Genomic DNA, 15,631 nt, shown 5'->3' on the forward strand with positions numbered 1-15,631 from the left:
GAGAGTAGGTCGCCGCCTCATCACTGAAGCCCTTTGGAGAAATCCGAAGGGCTTTTTTTTATGCGTAGGGTTTTTTGGAAAATCGTTGGTTTGGGTAACCATCGGTATGGACAATCGTCGAAACGGGTAACCGTCGAAATGGACAATCGTCGAAATGGACAATTGCCGAAACGGGTAACCATCGAAATGGACAATCGTCGAAATGCGTATCCGGTAGGGGCGACCCTGGCGGTCGCCCTGATTATTGGGCATATACAATTTCATATATTGCGGTCGCCCGTATTATCGGGCATATACAATTTCATATATGGCGACCGCCCCTACGTGTCTGGGCATATACAATTTAATACATCGCGGCGGCCGATTTTTCGGGTTGAATATGTTCGTTTTTGATCGTTTGGTTTCGTTTTCTTTCTATTTTTGGGATTTTCGCTTTCGTTTGGTTTCGTTTTCTTTCTTTTTACTGTTCGATTATGATCGTTTGGTTTCTTTTTGGATTCGGAAATTTGGTGGATTTCTGTAGATCTGTTGATCACGGTGTGTTCGGGGATTAGGACAATCGCCGAAATGGGTAACCATCGAAATGGACAATCGTCGAAATGGGAATCCGGTAGGGGCGACCCTGGCGGTCGCCCGTATTATCGGGCATATACAATTTCATATATTGCGTTCGCACGATTTTCCGGTATATACAATTGGGATAAACCATTTCATTTACCGCGATAATCGAAAAATGTGGGTGCGTTATTTTTGGGGATGTCGATGCATGACGGGTTTTGTATGTACGCGGGTTTGGAAAATCGTGGGTATGGGTATTCGTCGCAAAGGGCGGCCGCCAGGGCCGCCCCTACGTGTGTGGGCATATACAATTTCGTCTATCACGGCCGCCCGAAATTCCGGGTATTTACCTTTTTATATCAAACGGAACGCCCGCACATGGACAGGCGGCTGTGTGCTGATGAATTTAAACCAATACCTCGATGAGCTTAGGCTTAAAAGAGGGCTTGAAAAAAACGGTTAGCGCTTCTTCTAAAGCCGCCTCATCCTGAACCGGCAAATACTGAAAACCAAATTCCTCACACAATAAACGCGCATTCAACCGCTGCTTGGTGACGAAATACTCCTCCAACTCTGGCTGCGCACTTGGGCCCTTGATTTTTCTGAAAATCTCGCCTCCATGGTTGTTTAAAAGCAAAATGCGCAAATTCGGCATAGGATAATTATGCCAAAAGGCATTGCGATCGTAAAAGAAAGCCAAATCTCCCGTCACCAAAAGCACGGTGTCTTTGGTCGAAAATGCAGCCCCCACCGCCGTACTCGAACTGCCATCGATGCCGCTCGTGCCCCGATTGCAATATACCTCCGCAGAAATACGGCCGCATAGGTTCACATAGCGCACCGCCATGCTGTTCGCGGCATGCACCTTCGTTCCACGGGGCAGGCATGCCATGGTGCTGTAAATGGCTCGCCACTCCCCAAAAGGCTTTTGGGCCATGTCCCTCATAATTTTTTCCCGATAACGCGCCTCTAATGCTCGCCAAGAAGAAAAGGTGTCTTCCGGCTGTGGGGAACGCTGGGCAACAAAAAACCGCAAAAAGGCCGCAGGATGACAGGGGACCTGCACCTGTAAGGACTGGAATGTGTCAGGTACATAGCCGGCTTCTTGCACATGCCAGTGCGGGCAGGTGGCGGCACGAAAGAAAAGTTTCAATTTCTTCGATATAATCGACTTACCGAAGGTGATCAAGAGATCCGGCGCCTCTTCTGGACCTAACTCCTCCATAAAATGATCGTGCAAGGTAAGCGCATGGGGTACCTGCATATTGGAAATGCTGTCCGCCACGACGAGGGCTTTGCGGCTCGCCGCAATTTCCTCCAACAGCCCGGCTAAGGCACTGTTCGGCGCCTGCTGGCCAGGAACGATCAAGATGCGTCTCGCCTCCTGCAAGGTCCCTTTTAGCCGCTCCCGATCCTCTGGGCAGAGGTCTAGCTGTCCCCGCAGGCTTAGGGCCGGCACCTGTGGCACCCGAAAGTCAAAGCCATGTGTGGCATCAGGGTAAAAGGGCTCCCGCAGCGGGATATTGATGTGTACAGGCCCTGGAGGAAAGGCTTTCGCCAGCTGCAAGGCCTCTGTCACCTGCCGGCGCCCGTACCAGGCCTGGTCCGCATGCGTAAAGGAATCCGGAAACTGATACGCGGCCTTCACATGGCTTCCATAGAGGTTTTGCTGATGGATCGTCTGCCCATCCCACTGGTCGATCCACTCCGGCGGCCGGTCTGCCGTTAATATCAATAGAGGAATTTGTTGGAAAAACGCCTCCGCCACCGCTGGGGCATAGTTATAGGCCGCGGATCCGGAGGTGCAGACCAGCACTACAGGGCGGCGGGTCTCCAGGGCGATGCCCAAAGCCACAAAGGCTGCGCTCCGCTCATCGGAAAGGGTACGTGTATGGATGTCGGGATGACGCACGAAGGCCAAGCTCAGGGGGGCACAGCGACTCCCTGGCGAGAGAATGGCATCTTTTATGCCTTTGGCGGCACAGAGGCTGACCAGATCAGCGATAGGCTGTAAGTTCATGGGCGATAGTGTCAGGGCTTAAGCTTGCGGGGCGGGATGGAGGTGGCGTGCGATGATGGCGCATTTCATTTCGGTCTCCCGCCATTCTTTTTCGGGGTCTGAATCTTCGGTGACACCAGCGCCTGCGAAGAGCAGCGCCCCCTCGGGGATCAGGCGCGCGGTGCGCAAATTCACATAGAGGCTGCTCTCGCCCTGCACATGAACTGGCCCCACATAGCCGGCGAATAAGCTGCGGTCGAGCTGCTCATGGCGCGCTAAAAAGCGATGCGCCGCCTCTCGTGGCATGCCACACACCGCCGAAGTGGGGTGCAAGAGCTTCAGCATCACCGAGCCCAGCTGGGGGAAATTAGTCGCCTCCATGTCCACGAAAAAGTCGGAGCGCAGGTGCAGGAGATGTCCCGCCACCACGGTCTTCGGGCCCACTTCTTCATACTCACGGAGCCGAATTTTCTTAAAACAGTCTACGATATAACGGCTGACGAGCGCCTGCTCCTCAATTTCCTTTTGGGTCCAGGCGGCATGCTTGAGAGGATCTTTTTCAGAAGCCACCTGCGTGCCTGCCAGCGACATGGTGTAAAATTGCGCCCCGCGCGTTCGCACCAGCGTCTCTGGCGAAGCGCCCAGCCAGGTGCCCACCTGCGGGAGGTGAAAGAAATTCACAAAAGCATTCGGATAGGCCGCCGCCAAGGCTAACAGGGCCCTAGCTGGACTAAACTGATCGTGTAAAGGCAGCTGCTTGGTTCTGGCGGGAACCACCTTGCGCAGCTCTCCCCGCTGAATCGCCGCGATGGCCGCCTCCACGGTCTGCAAAAAGTGCTGCCGCTGCTTTTCTTCTTCTTGTAAAAGTGAAAGTGGCTCCGCCGGAGGGCTGCCTTTCGGCTGGAGTGCCGCTAACAGAGGGGCTATTTGACGCCAGGGGAGTAGCTGCTTGGGGGGGGCTGCAGCCGCTCCCTCCTGTTCGGGCCAGGCGCAAAAGTCCCGCTCTAAAGAAAAGGTCTCATGCACATCGGCAGCGATAAAATAGGCTTTTTCATCTGCCTGATCAGCAAAAGGGTGGGCGATAAAACCGGTCGGTAGCTGCTCTAAATCAACCTGCACACGCTTGAGCTCACCTGAGTCGTCGGCTAGAAAATGGAGCGTAGTCGTTTTTGGCTGCCGCCAAAGCGCAAATGCTTTGCCATGTAAAAGGGCGTTTTGGATCAGGCCGTCTAAGACTTGTTCCAGTGCCGTTTCCTGCGCGTAGAGGGTACTTTGCATACTATTTTTTATCGATAACTGCCAGGGTGATCCTGCTGATACAGGAAAGGTCTCCTTCCGGCGTAAAGATTTTAATTTCCCAAACTTGTGTCTTCTTGCCCAAGTGAATCGGACTGCAGACGCCCGTTACTTCCCCTGATCTAACGGATTTCAGGTGGTTGGCGTTGATTTCTAGGCCCACACAGTGCTGTTTTTTTGGGTCTACCATCAAATTACCGGCCACAGAGCCTAAGGTCTCTGCCAGCACCACATTCGCCCCTCCATGTAACAAGCCCAACGGCTGTTTGGTTCTATGGTCTACGGGCATGGTGGCCGTCAGGGTATCCTTTCCGATTTCGGTGATGCGGATGCCGAGATGCTCGGTCATGGTGTTGGTCCCCCAGGTATTCAGTTGGTCCAGCGTGATTCCTTCGCGAAAGGTCATGATATTTGGGTAAAAGGGCTTACTTTTGATTTCGTTCAAAAATACAGAATTGTGAGCAGTAAAAAAATTTACCTGATCCGCCATGGGCAGACGGACTATAATTTACGTGGCGTCGTGCAGGGCAGTGGTATCGATGCGCCCCTAAACGCGCGGGGGCGTGCGCAGGCGGATGCATTTTTTCAGCGCCATGAGGCCGTGCCTTTCGACAAGATTTACGTCAGTGCCTTGCAGCGTACGCGGCAGTCGGTGGCCTCCTTTATCGAGCAGGGCATCCCGGTGGAGTCCCTGGCGGAGCTGAACGAGATCTCTTGGGGCGACTACGAAGGGCTGCCGATGACTCCCGAGCAGAACCAGTATTATTTTGACATGTTAGCGCGCTGGGCGGCAGGGGATTTAGACCATGCCATAGCGGGGGGTGAAAGTCCGAATCAGGTGGTGGCGCGTCTGCGCAAAGGCTTCGCCCACATCCTTGCTCCTGAGCGGGAACAGGAACGCCTGGTTTTGGTATGCATGCATGGCCGCGCCATCCGGATGGCGCTCAGCCTGCTGTGTGCAACAGACCTGGCCGAGATGGATCAATATCCCCATCAGAATCTCGGCTTGTACGTGTTGAGCCGAGATGCTGATACGGGGCCTTTTACCATCGAACGCTCCAACGAAGCGCCGATGTAGAGGTTCCCGTGCCTTTCGACAAGATTTACGTCAGCGATTGCTTCAAGAGGAGGTGGGTAGTGGGGATCATTTTTGCCACCCCCTAATGCCCACAGGGACATGCGGAATACGGGCATGGTGCGAAACAGTTACTGTGCATGAGAGGCAAGTGAGGAAAAGCAGCAAATGTTTTACAGGATACCGCCGCGGGATTCTTTGTCCTTCGGCTTCGTAGGGTTTGGTGCCAACAGCTGGCGGCGGATGGCCTCAAACTGCTGGCTGTTTTCCGTCATGTCGATGATGGCCTCAGCGATGTCTTGTAAGGGGAGCACCGTTCGGGAATTTACGCGGATGATAAAATGCTGGAGCTGCTCGGCCGTCACGCTGCTGTGTGGAATGTCCACAAAGATAACGGGGGCCGAATTTCCCTTGTAGGCCTTCGTCTTAAAAATATTCGTCAGGCTCAGCTCCACGTAGGTGGGGCTGCTTTTATAGGCTTTTAGCTTTTCTTCATCGAGCAAAATCATAAAACGCTTGCCTTCTCCTTCGGGGGACCGCATGCTGGAGCCGGGAGTGAATCCTTCTCCGGGGCTGGCGGCAGCGCCTTGGGCCGGGAGGCCCCAGGTCAGCAGCAGGGCGAAAGCATAAAGGGGGAAGCAACTGATTTTCATGGAGAAAAGGTACAGGGAATTTTTGACTTGTCCAAGTATCTAGGGAACGATGAAAACGCTTTCTTGTTTTACAGCGCGTGCTTTATACCTCGCGTAGTTTGCCTGCCAGCAGAAAGGCCAGCCCCAGCAGTAGCGCGTAGATGGCCAGCATCACGGAGACCGAAAAGACGGAGGCCAGCGTCCCCAGAGCTGCCGCCACTAAGGTAAAGGCACCGATCAACGTATTCGAAAGGGCCACATAAGAGGGACGCTCCTGCTCCGGGGCGAAGTCGACCAGATAGGTTTTGCGGCTCAGCCGCGCACCCCCATGGGTCATGACCAGGCTGAGGAAGAGGGCGCTGAAGGTGTAGCGGTTCTGGAGGGCCTCCGGCCAAAAGGGGAAGCTGATCATCAGTAAAATGCAGGCAATGCCCAGCAGGCTGATGCCGCGAATGAGGGCTTTGGCATCCCGATCGGCGAAGCGTCCCCAGAAAGGGCTGCTGAGGATGCCAGCGATTCCTGCCGCTACCACCAGGAGGCCGAGGTCCGCCACACCGCCGCCGAGGGTTTCCTTGCCCAGCAAGACGAAGAAAGGTTGGGCTAGCGGAATGGCCATCAGGAGCCCGCGGGTATAGATGAAGCGACGTAGGTCTGCATCTTCCTGCCAAAATTTCCAGGCTTTGCGCGCCTCTTCCATGGGCTTACGCCCTCCTGCGTTTGCGCCTGGGGCCTCGTTTATGCGGGAAAAGGCGAGTACGGAGAGGAACCAGCAGGCGGCTGCGGCGATCAGGAGGTACACGAAGAGGGAGCTGTCACTGTCCTCGCCCAGGTCGCGCATCAGGTAGAGGCCGATGGGGAGGCTGAGGAGACTTCCCAAGCTGCTGCGCCAGGCGAGAAGCTGTCCGCGCTTACCTTTCGAAATAGTTTTGGCTGTAACATCTTTAAAGGCGATGCTGGCCACGCCGCTGCAGATGCTGTAGAGCAACAGCAGCCCGAGCACGCTAAGCCCCGCGGCGGTGCCGGTTAGTGTGGCGATGCTCCAGGCCATCAGCAGCAGGAGCAGGCCCTGCAAGAAGGAAGGGACGAGCCAAAAATACTTGCGTCTTGCGAATGCCCGGATTTTGGCGGCCACAAAAAGCTGGGGGAGGAGGGATCCGGCATCTTTTATCGGGACCAGGGCGCCACTGAAGGCGGCGGGCGCTCCGATGCTGGCTAGCAAATAGGGAAGCGTGGTGCCGGGGCTAGCGATCTGCTCGGCTACTTTCGAGCAGGCGCCACTTAGGATGGAGGCCAAGAAATTACCGGGGCTTTCCTGGCAGGCGGCTTCGGAAATGGCCTCACAGGAGCGCTCCTCCCCCTCATCGGTGAGAAAACGGTAGAGGCGCTCTTGTACTTCAGGGCTTGGCTGCATGGGAAAGCATGTTGGAAATCAAAAAAAACAAAAAGAGGGGACGATTACCTGATTTTATCTTCGAATATACTGCAATTTGGTCATTTGTAGGCTGCTGAAAGCCAAAAAAAAGACCAAGCCCGGGTGGAGCTTGGTCGGAGGGAAACCCCTCATGTATTAAGTAGGTGTGTTTCTTTAGTGCGCGCTTTTTTCCCTTAGGAAGCGGTACGCGAACGCTTTTTCTTCGGAGTCGCCTCCTCTTCTACGATATCTTCCACACCCGCTAAAATCCTGCCACAATGCTCGCAAACGATTAACTTTTTTCGCTCTCGAATGTCGGCTTGGCGCTGTGGGGGAACGATGTTAAAGCAGCCACCGCAGGCATCACGCTTGACGTACACGACGGCAAGGCCATTTTTAGCGTTTGTGCGAATTTTATTATAGGACTTGAGTAAACGTGCCTCGATTTTAGCGGAGGCTTTTTCCCGATCGGCGCGAAGCTTCGCCTCTTCGCTTTCACTTTCTGCAACGATAGTGTTCAGCTCCTGCTTTTTGGAGTCCAGATCCTTCTGGCGCTCGTCCATGACTCCTTTCAACTGATCTACATCAACGCGCTTGTTTTCGATTTTCATCTGGCACTCGGTGATTTTCTTTTTGGAAACTTTAATTTCCAAATCCTGAAGCTCCAGCTCCTTCGTGATGGCATCGTATTCGCGGTTGTTCCGCACGTTCATCTGCTGCTCTTGGTATTTTTTGATCAGCTTCTCAGACTCTTTTATCGACTCCTTAAAACGCTTGATTTCGGCTTCCAACTCTTGTGTTTCCTGTTGAAATTTATCCAGGCGCGTCTGGTATCCGATGATTTCATCCTCTAGGTCCTGCACTTCCTCTGGCAGGGCTCCGCGAATTTTTAAGATGGCGTCAAGCTTGGAATCTATGGTCTGCAGGCTGTGTAGGGCCTCGAGTTTCTGTGCAACGGTACTTTCCATGTACTAGAAGTATGTTATGGGATTAGTAAGGACTGAAGTCAAATAGAGTGCAATATTAGGGAATTTTTTCGAAATAAACGTCTTTAAAAGTTCTTTTGTATGGACTTCCGACTCATAATGCCCTATATCGCATAAAATCAGCTGTTTATCGGCATCGAAGAATTCGTGGTACTTGATGTCAGAGGTGATAAAGATGTCTGCACCAGCGGCTTTGGCGGCGCCCAATAAAAAGATTCCGCTGCCCCCACAGACGGCCACGCGCCGAATTTTCTTTCCCACCGGCAGGGCTGTGTACTTAAAGGTGTGTAAAGCGAGCCGCTTTTTCATCTCTGCGAAAAAGGCGAGCGGCTCCATCGGCTCTGCCAGCTCTCCGACCATGCCGGAGCCCACCTCTTGGAAGCGGTTTTCCAGGGCCAGCAGGTCATAGGCCACCTCCTCGTACGGATGTGCCTGCAGCAAGGCGCGCAGCACGGCGGACTGCCGATGCCGGGGGAGCAGTACCTCTAGCCTGCTTTCCGGCTCCCTGTGGGGCTGTCCTTTTAGGCCCACAAAGGCCTGGGTGTCCGCACCTCCTGTAAAGGTGCCGGTGCCTTCGCTGTAAAAACTGCATCCCGAATAGCCTCCCATTTGGCCGGCACCGGCCTGAAAAAGGGCTTCCGAAACGGCCTCTCGGTGGGCATGGGGCACGAAGGTGACTAATTTCAAGAGCTGCTGGCCTTTAGGGGCTAAAATACGCCCTTTTTCCACCCCGAGGCGGGCCAAGAGCCCACCATTTACCCCTTCCTGCACCGCGTCTAAGTTGGTATGGATCGCATAAATGGCCACATCTGCTCGGATGGCCTTCAAGACGGTGCGCTCTACATAGCTAGCGCCGGTAAGTTTTTTTAAGCCCTTAAAAACGATCGGGTGATGCGCTACGATCAGGTTACAGCCCAGTTGTATGGCCTCTTCCACCACCTCTTCGGTTACATCGAGTGCACAGAGCACGCCCTGAACTTCCGCTTCAGCATCCCCTACGATCAGGCCTGCGTTATCGTAACTTTCTTGATAGGCGAGTGGTGCCAGCGTTTCTAGCTCAGAAAGCAGCTCTCGAATCAGGTATCCCATGGTTTTTTCCTTAGTTTTGTCCCAAAATTAAACATTTTCGCATGAAATGGTACCAGTATGTGGCTTTTCCTTTTGCATGCCTCTATGGGGCTGCCATGCGCTTTCGGCAGCACCTCTTCGAGACGGGGCAGAAAAAAATCGTCCGCTTCGACCGGGCTTGCATATCGGTGGGCAACCTCTCCGTCGGGGGCACTGGAAAAACGCCTGCGGTAGACTGGCTCATCGCGCTGCTCCAGGAGCAGTATGCGGTCGCCGTGGTGAGTCGCGGCTATGGCCGTAAGACGAAAGGGGTGCGCATGGCGCAAAGCTCCAGCACGGCAGAGGAGCTAGGGGATGAGCCGGCCCTGCTCTACCAAAAGCATGGGGGACGCGTGCCGGTGGTCGTCGGGGAGCGCCGCGTGGAAGCCATCCCGCTGCTGCTGGCGGAGCATCCCGAAACCGAGGTGATCCTGCTGGACGATGCCTTTCAGCACCGCTATGTAGACCGGCAGGTCAACTTGCTGCTGAGCACCTATTCGGCGCCCTTTTTTCAGGATCAGGTGCTGCCGGCTGGTTGGCTGCGTGAGCCGCGGACGGCAGCTGCCCGGGCCACCTGTGTGCTGGTGACCAAGTGCCCCGAAACCCTCAGTGACAGAGAAAAGGCCCGCTACCGGGAGGCCTGTGCCGCCTACGCTCCCGGGGTGCCGGTGCTCTTTTCGCACATCGTATATGGCAAGCCTTATCTTTTGGGCGGCAGCCCAAAGCAGGAACTGGCACCGGGAGCTCCCATCCTGCTGTTCAGTGGCCTGGCCTCCGACGAGGCGCTCTATGCCGAGCTGAGTAGCCACTTTCAGGTGCTGGAGCGCATACGATTTCCGGATCATGTGCGTTATGGGGCAGATCAGATCGCAGGCCTGCGTAGGGCGGCGGCAGCGCATCCTGGGGTAGCGCTTGTCTGCACCGAAAAGGATGCCGTCAAACTTAAAGCCCCCGCACATGCGGAATTCTTGGCAGAATTTCCGATTTTTGCGCAGCCCATGGCCATGCACATGAGTGATACCGATCGCGATAGCTTAGAAACACATGTATTTACCCGCCTACAGGCTTTTTTTCAATCTCCCGATGCTTTCAGATAAGCGTGTGCGCAGGCTTTTTCGTGCTGCTTTCGGCCTCCTACTGGTCCTTTTCTGCTTGCTTGGGGAAGGCCTTCAGGCGCAGGTAGGTGGGTCCGGCGTGGCCCCGAATCGGCGCGATCCCATGCTGCAGCCCCCACCCCAGCAGGAGGGAGAGGTGCAGCAGGAGCAGGGCGGCCGCGGTAAAAAACTCATCGACGACTCCACAAAAATGGTCTTCGGCCCGAAAACGGCCCTGCATTTTTTCGAAAAGGACATTCGTCGAAACCGAAAAAAATTGCACGAAGTGGACACCCTCCTGACTGGCTTCCACTACTATGAGCCCGTCGCGCGCAGTGGCTGGAAATACCAGGACCTGGGCAATATCGGCACGGCCGCCAAGCCCATTTTTTATGAGGCCCCCCAGATGATCGGGCTGACCTCTGGCTTTCATGTTTATGACCTGTACATGCACTCCGTGGACTCGGTGCGCTACTACGATACCAAGTCGCCGTTTACGGATATGAACGTGTACTTTGGCGGTGGCCACCGCAATATGCTGGACCTGGCCTTCGCCCGTAATGTAAACGAGCGCTGGAATGTGGGCCTGGTCTTCCATACCATCCGTTCCCGACGGACGCTCAACCCGCGAAATCGCGACGACCATCAGACGGTCCAAAATTCCTATGGCTTCAATACCAACTATACCTCTGAGGATGGCAAATACCTCTTGCTGGCCAGCTTTACCCGCGTGCGGCACCTGGTGAATGAGCAGGGGGGCATCATCCCACAGGCGGTGGACAGCACGAGCCTTCCTTTCGCCTATGAGGATGCTCAGGTGTGGCTGCGCCAAGCTCAAGCCACGGACCTACGCCAGGAGGTCAAGCTCTTCCATCAGTATGAGTTGCTGCAGGACCAGCAGGTCTACCATTCTTTCGACCGCAGAAAGCAGGAGGTGTTCTTCGCAGCGCCGCTGACCACGCCCCAGGAACGGGTCTTTTTCGATCGCTTTCATCCGGAGCGCTTTAACCGCGCGGATAGCACGCTAAATTTTAATCGCTTCGTGGCCTGGACGAATGAGTTTGGGGTGAAAGGGGACATTGGCCCGCTTTTTTATACTGCCTTCGGCAAATTTCGTTTCGGACAGGCGAATGGCAATTTTCAGCTAGACCCTTTCCGTTTTAATGAGCTTTCGGTGGGAGGCATGCTCCGCGGGGAGCTGAGTGAGAAGTGGCGTTTCGAGGCGGAGGGGGAGTATCTCTTTCCGGAGGCCTACCGGCTGCACGGCCTGTTTATCAGCCCCTTTTTAGAGGCCAGCTATACCAGCGCACGCTATCGGCCGACGGCCCAACAGTTGATTTTCCGCGGCAATCATCATCGCTGGGTGAATGATTTCAGCAACATACAGGTGGATCAGGTAAAGGGGGTGTTGAAAGCCGATTTTAAGCGCTTCAGTCTACGGCCCAACCTCACGCTGCGGCGGGTGAGTAATTTCGTGTTTTTCGATCAGGAGCAGCAGGCACGGCAGGCAACAGGGGAGGCGGTGATGCTGATTCCTGGGCTGAAGGCCGGCATGAATCTAGGCGGCAAGTTTTACATGGATGTCGAGGGCTACTACACGGTGCTGACAGGAGGTGGGGCCGACAACTTCCGGATTCCAGAGCTTTTTGCCAACTTCCGGACTTACTACGATACGCCGCTGTTTGACGACAACTTATTCCTTCAGATCGGCTTCGAGGTCCGCTACCGCAGCGATAATTTCGCCGACGCCTACAGCCCGGCTCTGCAGCAGTTCCACCTTCAGGACGATTTTAATGTCTTTGCTTATGCGGTAGTAGACGCCTTCGTGAACCTACGGATTAACAGGACGCGCCTCTTATTTCGCTACAATCATCTCAACCAGAACATGATGGAGCAGCCGGGTTATTTCGTCACGCCAGGCTATACTGGCATGCGAGGATTTCTGGACTTGGGCATCTCTTGGCCTTTATTCGATTAAACTTAGGTAGATTAAATAAAAAACAAGCAAGTATGGCAGCGCAAGATTGGCAAGAACGGACGCGGCAGCAGATGCTACACTTACAACTTCCTACGGATCCACGCTGGGTGGATGTGGCCCTGATGTCTTTAGAGGATATTTTGGTGGACCACGCCTACTGTGAGCAGAAGGCAGCCACGTCCTGTATCTCCTTAATTATAAACTTTCATGACTTCCCCGAAGTGGAGGAGGTGCTCACACCCGTGGTAGCAGAGGAGTGGGGACATTTCGAGCGGGTGATGGAGAAGTTGAAGGAGCGGGGCTTTCGCTTGGGGCGCCCGCGCAAAGACGATTATGTTACCGCCCTCGCGGGCTTTGTGCGCAAGGGGGGCAGCCGTGCGGCACAGCTTTCGGAGTATTTGATGCTCAATGCACTCATCGAGGCCCGCAGCTGTGAGCGCTTTAAGCTGCTGAGTAAGGAGGTGGCGGATCCGGATTTGAGAAGCTTTTATTATGAACTCATGATTTCTGAGGCGGGCCATTACGTGAACTTTATTCAGCTGGCCCGACAGGTGTACGATGCAGATCGCGTGGAGCAGCGCTGGAAGGAATGGCTGGCTTATGAGGCTGAGGTGATCGCCGGCCTGGAGGTGCGCGGCGACCGCATGCACTGAGGCTGAAATCTCCATACATACAATAAATGCGTTAAAAATCCTCAAGGGTTTTTTTCTTTCAGCAGAATCCACTAAACTTATATCCGAAATCAAGTAACGGTAGCTTATCTGCCGAAAACCGTTCATTACCGAACAATTTATGGATTTGCTCGAAAATATTAAAGTTGCCCTACGTTCTGTTCGGGCTAATCTCCTACGTACTGTGCTGACAGGAGCCATCATCGCCATCGGCATCACCTCTCTGGTGGGCATGCTAACGGCTATCGATGGGATCAAAGCCCAGGTGGAGGAAAGTTTTTCCGGCCTTGGGGCGAGCAATTTTGACATCAAATCGAAATTCGGGGTACAGGTGGTGCAGGGGGGCAAAGCCGAACGCTACTATCCACCCATCAAATACCGGGAGGCGATGGCCTTTAAAGAAGACTACGATAAGACAGGCAGGGCCACCGTCTACACCACGGTTTCTGGCGCGGTAGAAGTGAAGCGAAACTCCGAAAAGACAAACCCAAATATCCGGGTGACGGCCATCGATGATAATTACCTGGATTTAAAAGCGGTAAAAGTAGACGACGGCCGGGGCTTCTCCGCAGCGGAGCTGCAGTTTGGTAATAATGTCTGCATCATCGGACAGGATGTGGTAGAGGCTCTGTTTGGTCCCAATGAATCTCCGCTCAATCAGCGCGTTAACTTCTTCGGCTCTCCGTATACGGTTATCGGGGTTTTAGAAAAACAAGGGGGTATCGGTGGTGGTCCCGGGCCGGATCGAGCGATTTTTATTCCACTCGAAAATGGGATGCGCTTCGATCGACGCGGCACCTTCCGCTACAGCCTCACCGCTGCTGCCTCTGACCCCCTGCGTATGGACTATGAAATGGGGCAGGCCACCGGGCTGATGCGTAAAATTAGGCGCGATGCCATCGGAGATTCCGACTCCTTCGAAATTTCGAAAAGCCAGTCCGTGGCCGAATCCCTGAATGAGGTGGCCGGCTACCTGCGCCTGGGTGGTTTTACCATCGGCTTTATCACCCTTCTAGGCGCCTCCATCGGGCTGATGAACATCATGATGGTGACCGTCACCGAGCGCACCCGAGAAATCGGCATACGCAAAGCCCTCGGCGCCACGCCTCTCCGCATTCGCCAGCAGTTCCTGATCGAGGCCATCGTCATCTGTGTGCTGGGAGGGATTTTCGGCGTACTCATCGGCATCGGCATCGGGAATATCGTAGCTAACCAAATCGGCCCCGGAGGATTTATCGTGCCCACCGTGTGGATCGCTACGGCCTTCGTTATCTGCGTGATCGTAGGCCTACTCTCTGGTTACTATCCTGCGCGCAAAGCCAGTAAACTGGATCCCATCGAGTCGCTGCGCTACGAATAAACGAAAATTATGTGGGGGATTTTCCTTTTTGGTGTTACTTTTACCTGCACAAGCAAACCTTTCTAAAACCATTCATTTTTAACCTTTTTCATTCGCATGGAACTCCAATTGAACCAAGTCAAAGTCGGCGTTATAGGCCTTGGCTATGTCGGCCTCCCTTTGGCTGTAGCTTTCGCAGAAAAATACCCGACGATCGGTCTTGATATCAACCAAAAACGCATTCAGGAACTTCGCGCAGGGCGCGACACCACCTTGGAAGTAGAAGATGCCGACTTGCAGCAGGTACTCCTGCAGGCCCCCGGGGCCAAAGGGCTCTTTGTCAGCGATGCGCCTCAGGACCTAGCGGACTGCCAGGTGTATGTGATCACGGTGCCTACACCTACCGACAAGCATAACCGCCCGGTGCTCACCCCGATGATCAAAGCCTCCGAAACGGTAGGGAAACTGCTCAAGAAAGGCGATGTGGTCATCTACGAATCGACCGTCTATCCGGGCGTGACCGAAGACGAATGTGTGCCGATCCTGGAGGCCATCTCCGGCATGACCTTTAACCAAGACTTTTATGTGGGCTACTCCCCGGAGCGTATCAACCCAGGGGATAAGTTGCACACCGTCACCAAAATCTTAAAAGTCACCAGCGGCTCCACACCGGAGGCGGCGGATTTCGTCGACGAACTCTATAAATCCGTCATCACGGCGGGGACCTTTAAGGCCTCTAGTATTAAGGTGGCTGAGGCGGCCAAAGTCATCGAAAACTCCCAGCGCGACATTAACATCGCCTTCGTTAATGAGCTGTCGAAGATCTTCAACTTGCTCGACATCGATACCTACGAGGTGCTGGAGGCTGCCGGGACCAAGTGGAACTTCCTGCCTTTCCGTCCCGGTTTAGTGGGGGGACACTGCATCGGCGTAGACCCGTATTATTTGGCCCAAAAGGCCCAAGAGGTAGGCTACCATCCGGAAATTATTTTGGCGGGACGCCGGCTAAACGACTCCATGGGCAAGCATGTGGCCACGGAGGTGATTAAAAAGATGATGCATAAAAACCTGCCTGTGCTACAGGCCAAGGTGCTGCTGCTAGGTTTTACCTTTAAAGAAAACTGCCCCGATGTGCGGAACACCCGCGTGATCGATATTTACGAAGAGCTGCGCCGCTTCGATATGCAGGTGGACGTCTACGATCCGCTCGCCAGTGCCGAGGAAGTAGCGCATGAGTATGGCTTGGAGCTTGTAACCGAAAAGCCGGACCTGAGCGCATATGCCGCTATCATTTTGGCTGTCGCCCATAAGGAATTTGAGCAGCTGGACCTGAGCACCAGCCCGGAGCGTGTCATCTATGACGTGAAAGCAGTGTTACCGAAAGATCGCGTGGATGCCCGTCTGTAAAAGAAGCCGCTTTGCGGGAGTGTACGCTTCGTAAAAACGGTGTAGCCGTCTTTTTTAACCTTCTCCAGTTCCTTGTTT

13 protein-coding genes are annotated in these 15,631 nt (G+C 54.3%); 6 read left to right on the top strand and 7 right to left on the bottom strand.

Annotated features, from left to right (window positions below; all coding sequences use genetic code 11):
- Positions 1–964 precede the first annotated feature (964 nt).
- From menD to ACXIT9_RS12190, 3 genes are read right to left on the bottom strand one after another with little or no spacing between them, the layout of a single operon-like run.
- Complete coding sequence (gene menD, locus ACXIT9_RS12180) at positions 965–2,578, bottom strand: 2-succinyl-5-enolpyruvyl-6-hydroxy-3-cyclohexene-1-carboxylic-acid synthase (RefSeq protein WP_458056512.1); 1,614 nt, start codon at positions 2,576–2,578, stop codon at positions 965–967.
- An 18-nt stretch (positions 2,579–2,596) separates the two neighbouring features.
- On the bottom strand, positions 2,597–3,835 hold the full coding sequence (locus tag ACXIT9_RS12185; protein WP_458056513.1) for a chorismate-binding protein: 1,239 nt from the start codon (positions 3,833–3,835) through the stop codon (positions 2,597–2,599).
- Position 3,836: 1 nt separating this feature from the next.
- Positions 3,837–4,259 carry a hotdog fold thioesterase gene (locus ACXIT9_RS12190; RefSeq protein ID WP_458056514.1) on the bottom strand — a complete coding sequence of 141 codons (423 nt, stop codon included), beginning with the start codon at positions 4,257–4,259 and terminating at the stop codon, positions 3,837–3,839.
- 51 nt (positions 4,260–4,310) lie between these two features.
- Here ACXIT9_RS12190 and ACXIT9_RS12195 point away from each other — a divergent pair, with 51 nt between their 5' ends.
- Entirely contained in the window at positions 4,311–4,931 is a 621-nt protein-coding gene (locus ACXIT9_RS12195) for a histidine phosphatase family protein (protein ID WP_458056515.1), read from the top strand.
- 170 nt (positions 4,932–5,101) lie between these two features.
- Here the strand turns inward: ACXIT9_RS12195 and ACXIT9_RS12200 are convergent, their stop codons facing one another.
- From ACXIT9_RS12200 to ACXIT9_RS12215, 4 genes are all read right to left on the bottom strand, one after another.
- Positions 5,102–5,581 carry a hypothetical protein gene (locus tag ACXIT9_RS12200; protein ID WP_458056516.1) on the bottom strand — a complete coding sequence of 160 codons (480 nt, stop codon included), beginning with the start codon at positions 5,579–5,581 and terminating at the stop codon, positions 5,102–5,104.
- An 82-nt stretch (positions 5,582–5,663) separates the two neighbouring features.
- Positions 5,664–6,971 carry an MFS transporter gene (locus tag ACXIT9_RS12205; protein ID WP_458056517.1) on the bottom strand — a complete coding sequence of 436 codons (1,308 nt, stop codon included), beginning with the start codon at positions 6,969–6,971 and terminating at the stop codon, positions 5,664–5,666.
- A gap of 194 nt (positions 6,972–7,165) precedes the next feature.
- A complete protein-coding gene (locus ACXIT9_RS12210) occupies positions 7,166–7,939 on the bottom strand; it encodes a zinc ribbon domain-containing protein (RefSeq protein WP_458056518.1) in 774 nt (257 codons plus the stop codon).
- Positions 7,940–7,942: 3 nt separating this feature from the next.
- Positions 7,943–9,046 carry a Nif3-like dinuclear metal center hexameric protein gene (locus tag ACXIT9_RS12215; protein ID WP_458056519.1) on the bottom strand — a complete coding sequence of 368 codons (1,104 nt, stop codon included), beginning with the start codon at positions 9,044–9,046 and terminating at the stop codon, positions 7,943–7,945.
- A 41-nt stretch (positions 9,047–9,087) separates the two neighbouring features.
- Here ACXIT9_RS12215 and lpxK point away from each other — a divergent pair, with 41 nt between their 5' ends.
- From lpxK to ACXIT9_RS12240, 5 genes are all read left to right on the top strand, one after another.
- A complete protein-coding gene (gene lpxK / locus ACXIT9_RS12220) occupies positions 9,088–10,161 on the top strand; it encodes a tetraacyldisaccharide 4'-kinase (RefSeq protein WP_458056520.1) in 1,074 nt (357 codons plus the stop codon).
- Positions 10,148–12,136 (top strand): putative porin, encoded by a 1,989-nt coding sequence (locus tag ACXIT9_RS12225; protein ID WP_458056521.1) that lies wholly within the window; start codon positions 10,148–10,150, stop codon positions 12,134–12,136. The genes lpxK and ACXIT9_RS12225 overlap by 14 nt, the downstream gene beginning before the upstream one ends.
- A gap of 32 nt (positions 12,137–12,168) precedes the next feature.
- On the top strand, positions 12,169–12,789 hold the full coding sequence (gene miaE, locus ACXIT9_RS12230) for a tRNA isopentenyl-2-thiomethyl-A-37 hydroxylase MiaE (protein ID WP_458056522.1): 621 nt from the start codon (positions 12,169–12,171) through the stop codon (positions 12,787–12,789).
- A gap of 139 nt (positions 12,790–12,928) precedes the next feature.
- Positions 12,929–14,167: an ABC transporter permease gene (locus tag ACXIT9_RS12235; protein WP_458056523.1), complete on the top strand. Its 1,239-nt coding sequence runs from the start codon at positions 12,929–12,931 to the stop codon at positions 14,165–14,167.
- Positions 14,168–14,263: 96 nt separating this feature from the next.
- The gene (locus tag ACXIT9_RS12240; protein ID WP_458056524.1) at positions 14,264–15,553 is read left to right on the top strand and encodes a nucleotide sugar dehydrogenase; all 1,290 of its coding nucleotides are present in this window, start codon (positions 14,264–14,266) and stop codon (positions 15,551–15,553) included.
- Positions 15,554–15,631 lie beyond the last annotated feature (78 nt).

The sequence above is a fragment of the Nitritalea sp. genome (genome assembly GCF_054166705.1).

Excerpts from the sequence above, each read along its gene's own strand:
- menD (WP_458056512.1), bottom strand. The coding sequence starts at position 2,578 with ATGAACTTACAGCCTATCGCTGATCTGGTCAGCCTCTGTGCCGCCAAA.
- ACXIT9_RS12185 (WP_458056513.1), bottom strand. The coding sequence starts at position 3,835 with ATGCAAAGTACCCTCTACGCGCAGGAAACGGCACTGGAACAAGTCTTA.
- ACXIT9_RS12190 (WP_458056514.1), bottom strand. The coding sequence starts at position 4,259 with ATGACCTTTCGCGAAGGAATCACGCTGGACCAACTGAATACCTGGGGG.
- ACXIT9_RS12200 (WP_458056516.1), bottom strand. The coding sequence starts at position 5,581 with ATGAAAATCAGTTGCTTCCCCCTTTATGCTTTCGCCCTGCTGCTGACC.
- ACXIT9_RS12205 (WP_458056517.1), bottom strand. The coding sequence starts at position 6,971 with ATGCAGCCAAGCCCTGAAGTACAAGAGCGCCTCTACCGTTTTCTCACC.
- ACXIT9_RS12210 (WP_458056518.1), bottom strand. The coding sequence starts at position 7,939 with ATGGAAAGTACCGTTGCACAGAAACTCGAGGCCCTACACAGCCTGCAG.
- ACXIT9_RS12215 (WP_458056519.1), bottom strand. The coding sequence starts at position 9,046 with ATGGGATACCTGATTCGAGAGCTGCTTTCTGAGCTAGAAACGCTGGCA.
- lpxK (WP_458056520.1), top strand. The coding sequence starts at position 9,088 with ATGAAATGGTACCAGTATGTGGCTTTTCCTTTTGCATGCCTCTATGGG.
- ACXIT9_RS12225 (WP_458056521.1), top strand. The coding sequence starts at position 10,148 with ATGCTTTCAGATAAGCGTGTGCGCAGGCTTTTTCGTGCTGCTTTCGGC.
- miaE (WP_458056522.1), top strand. The coding sequence starts at position 12,169 with ATGGCAGCGCAAGATTGGCAAGAACGGACGCGGCAGCAGATGCTACAC.
- ACXIT9_RS12235 (WP_458056523.1), top strand. The coding sequence starts at position 12,929 with ATGGATTTGCTCGAAAATATTAAAGTTGCCCTACGTTCTGTTCGGGCT.
- ACXIT9_RS12240 (WP_458056524.1), top strand. The coding sequence starts at position 14,264 with ATGGAACTCCAATTGAACCAAGTCAAAGTCGGCGTTATAGGCCTTGGC.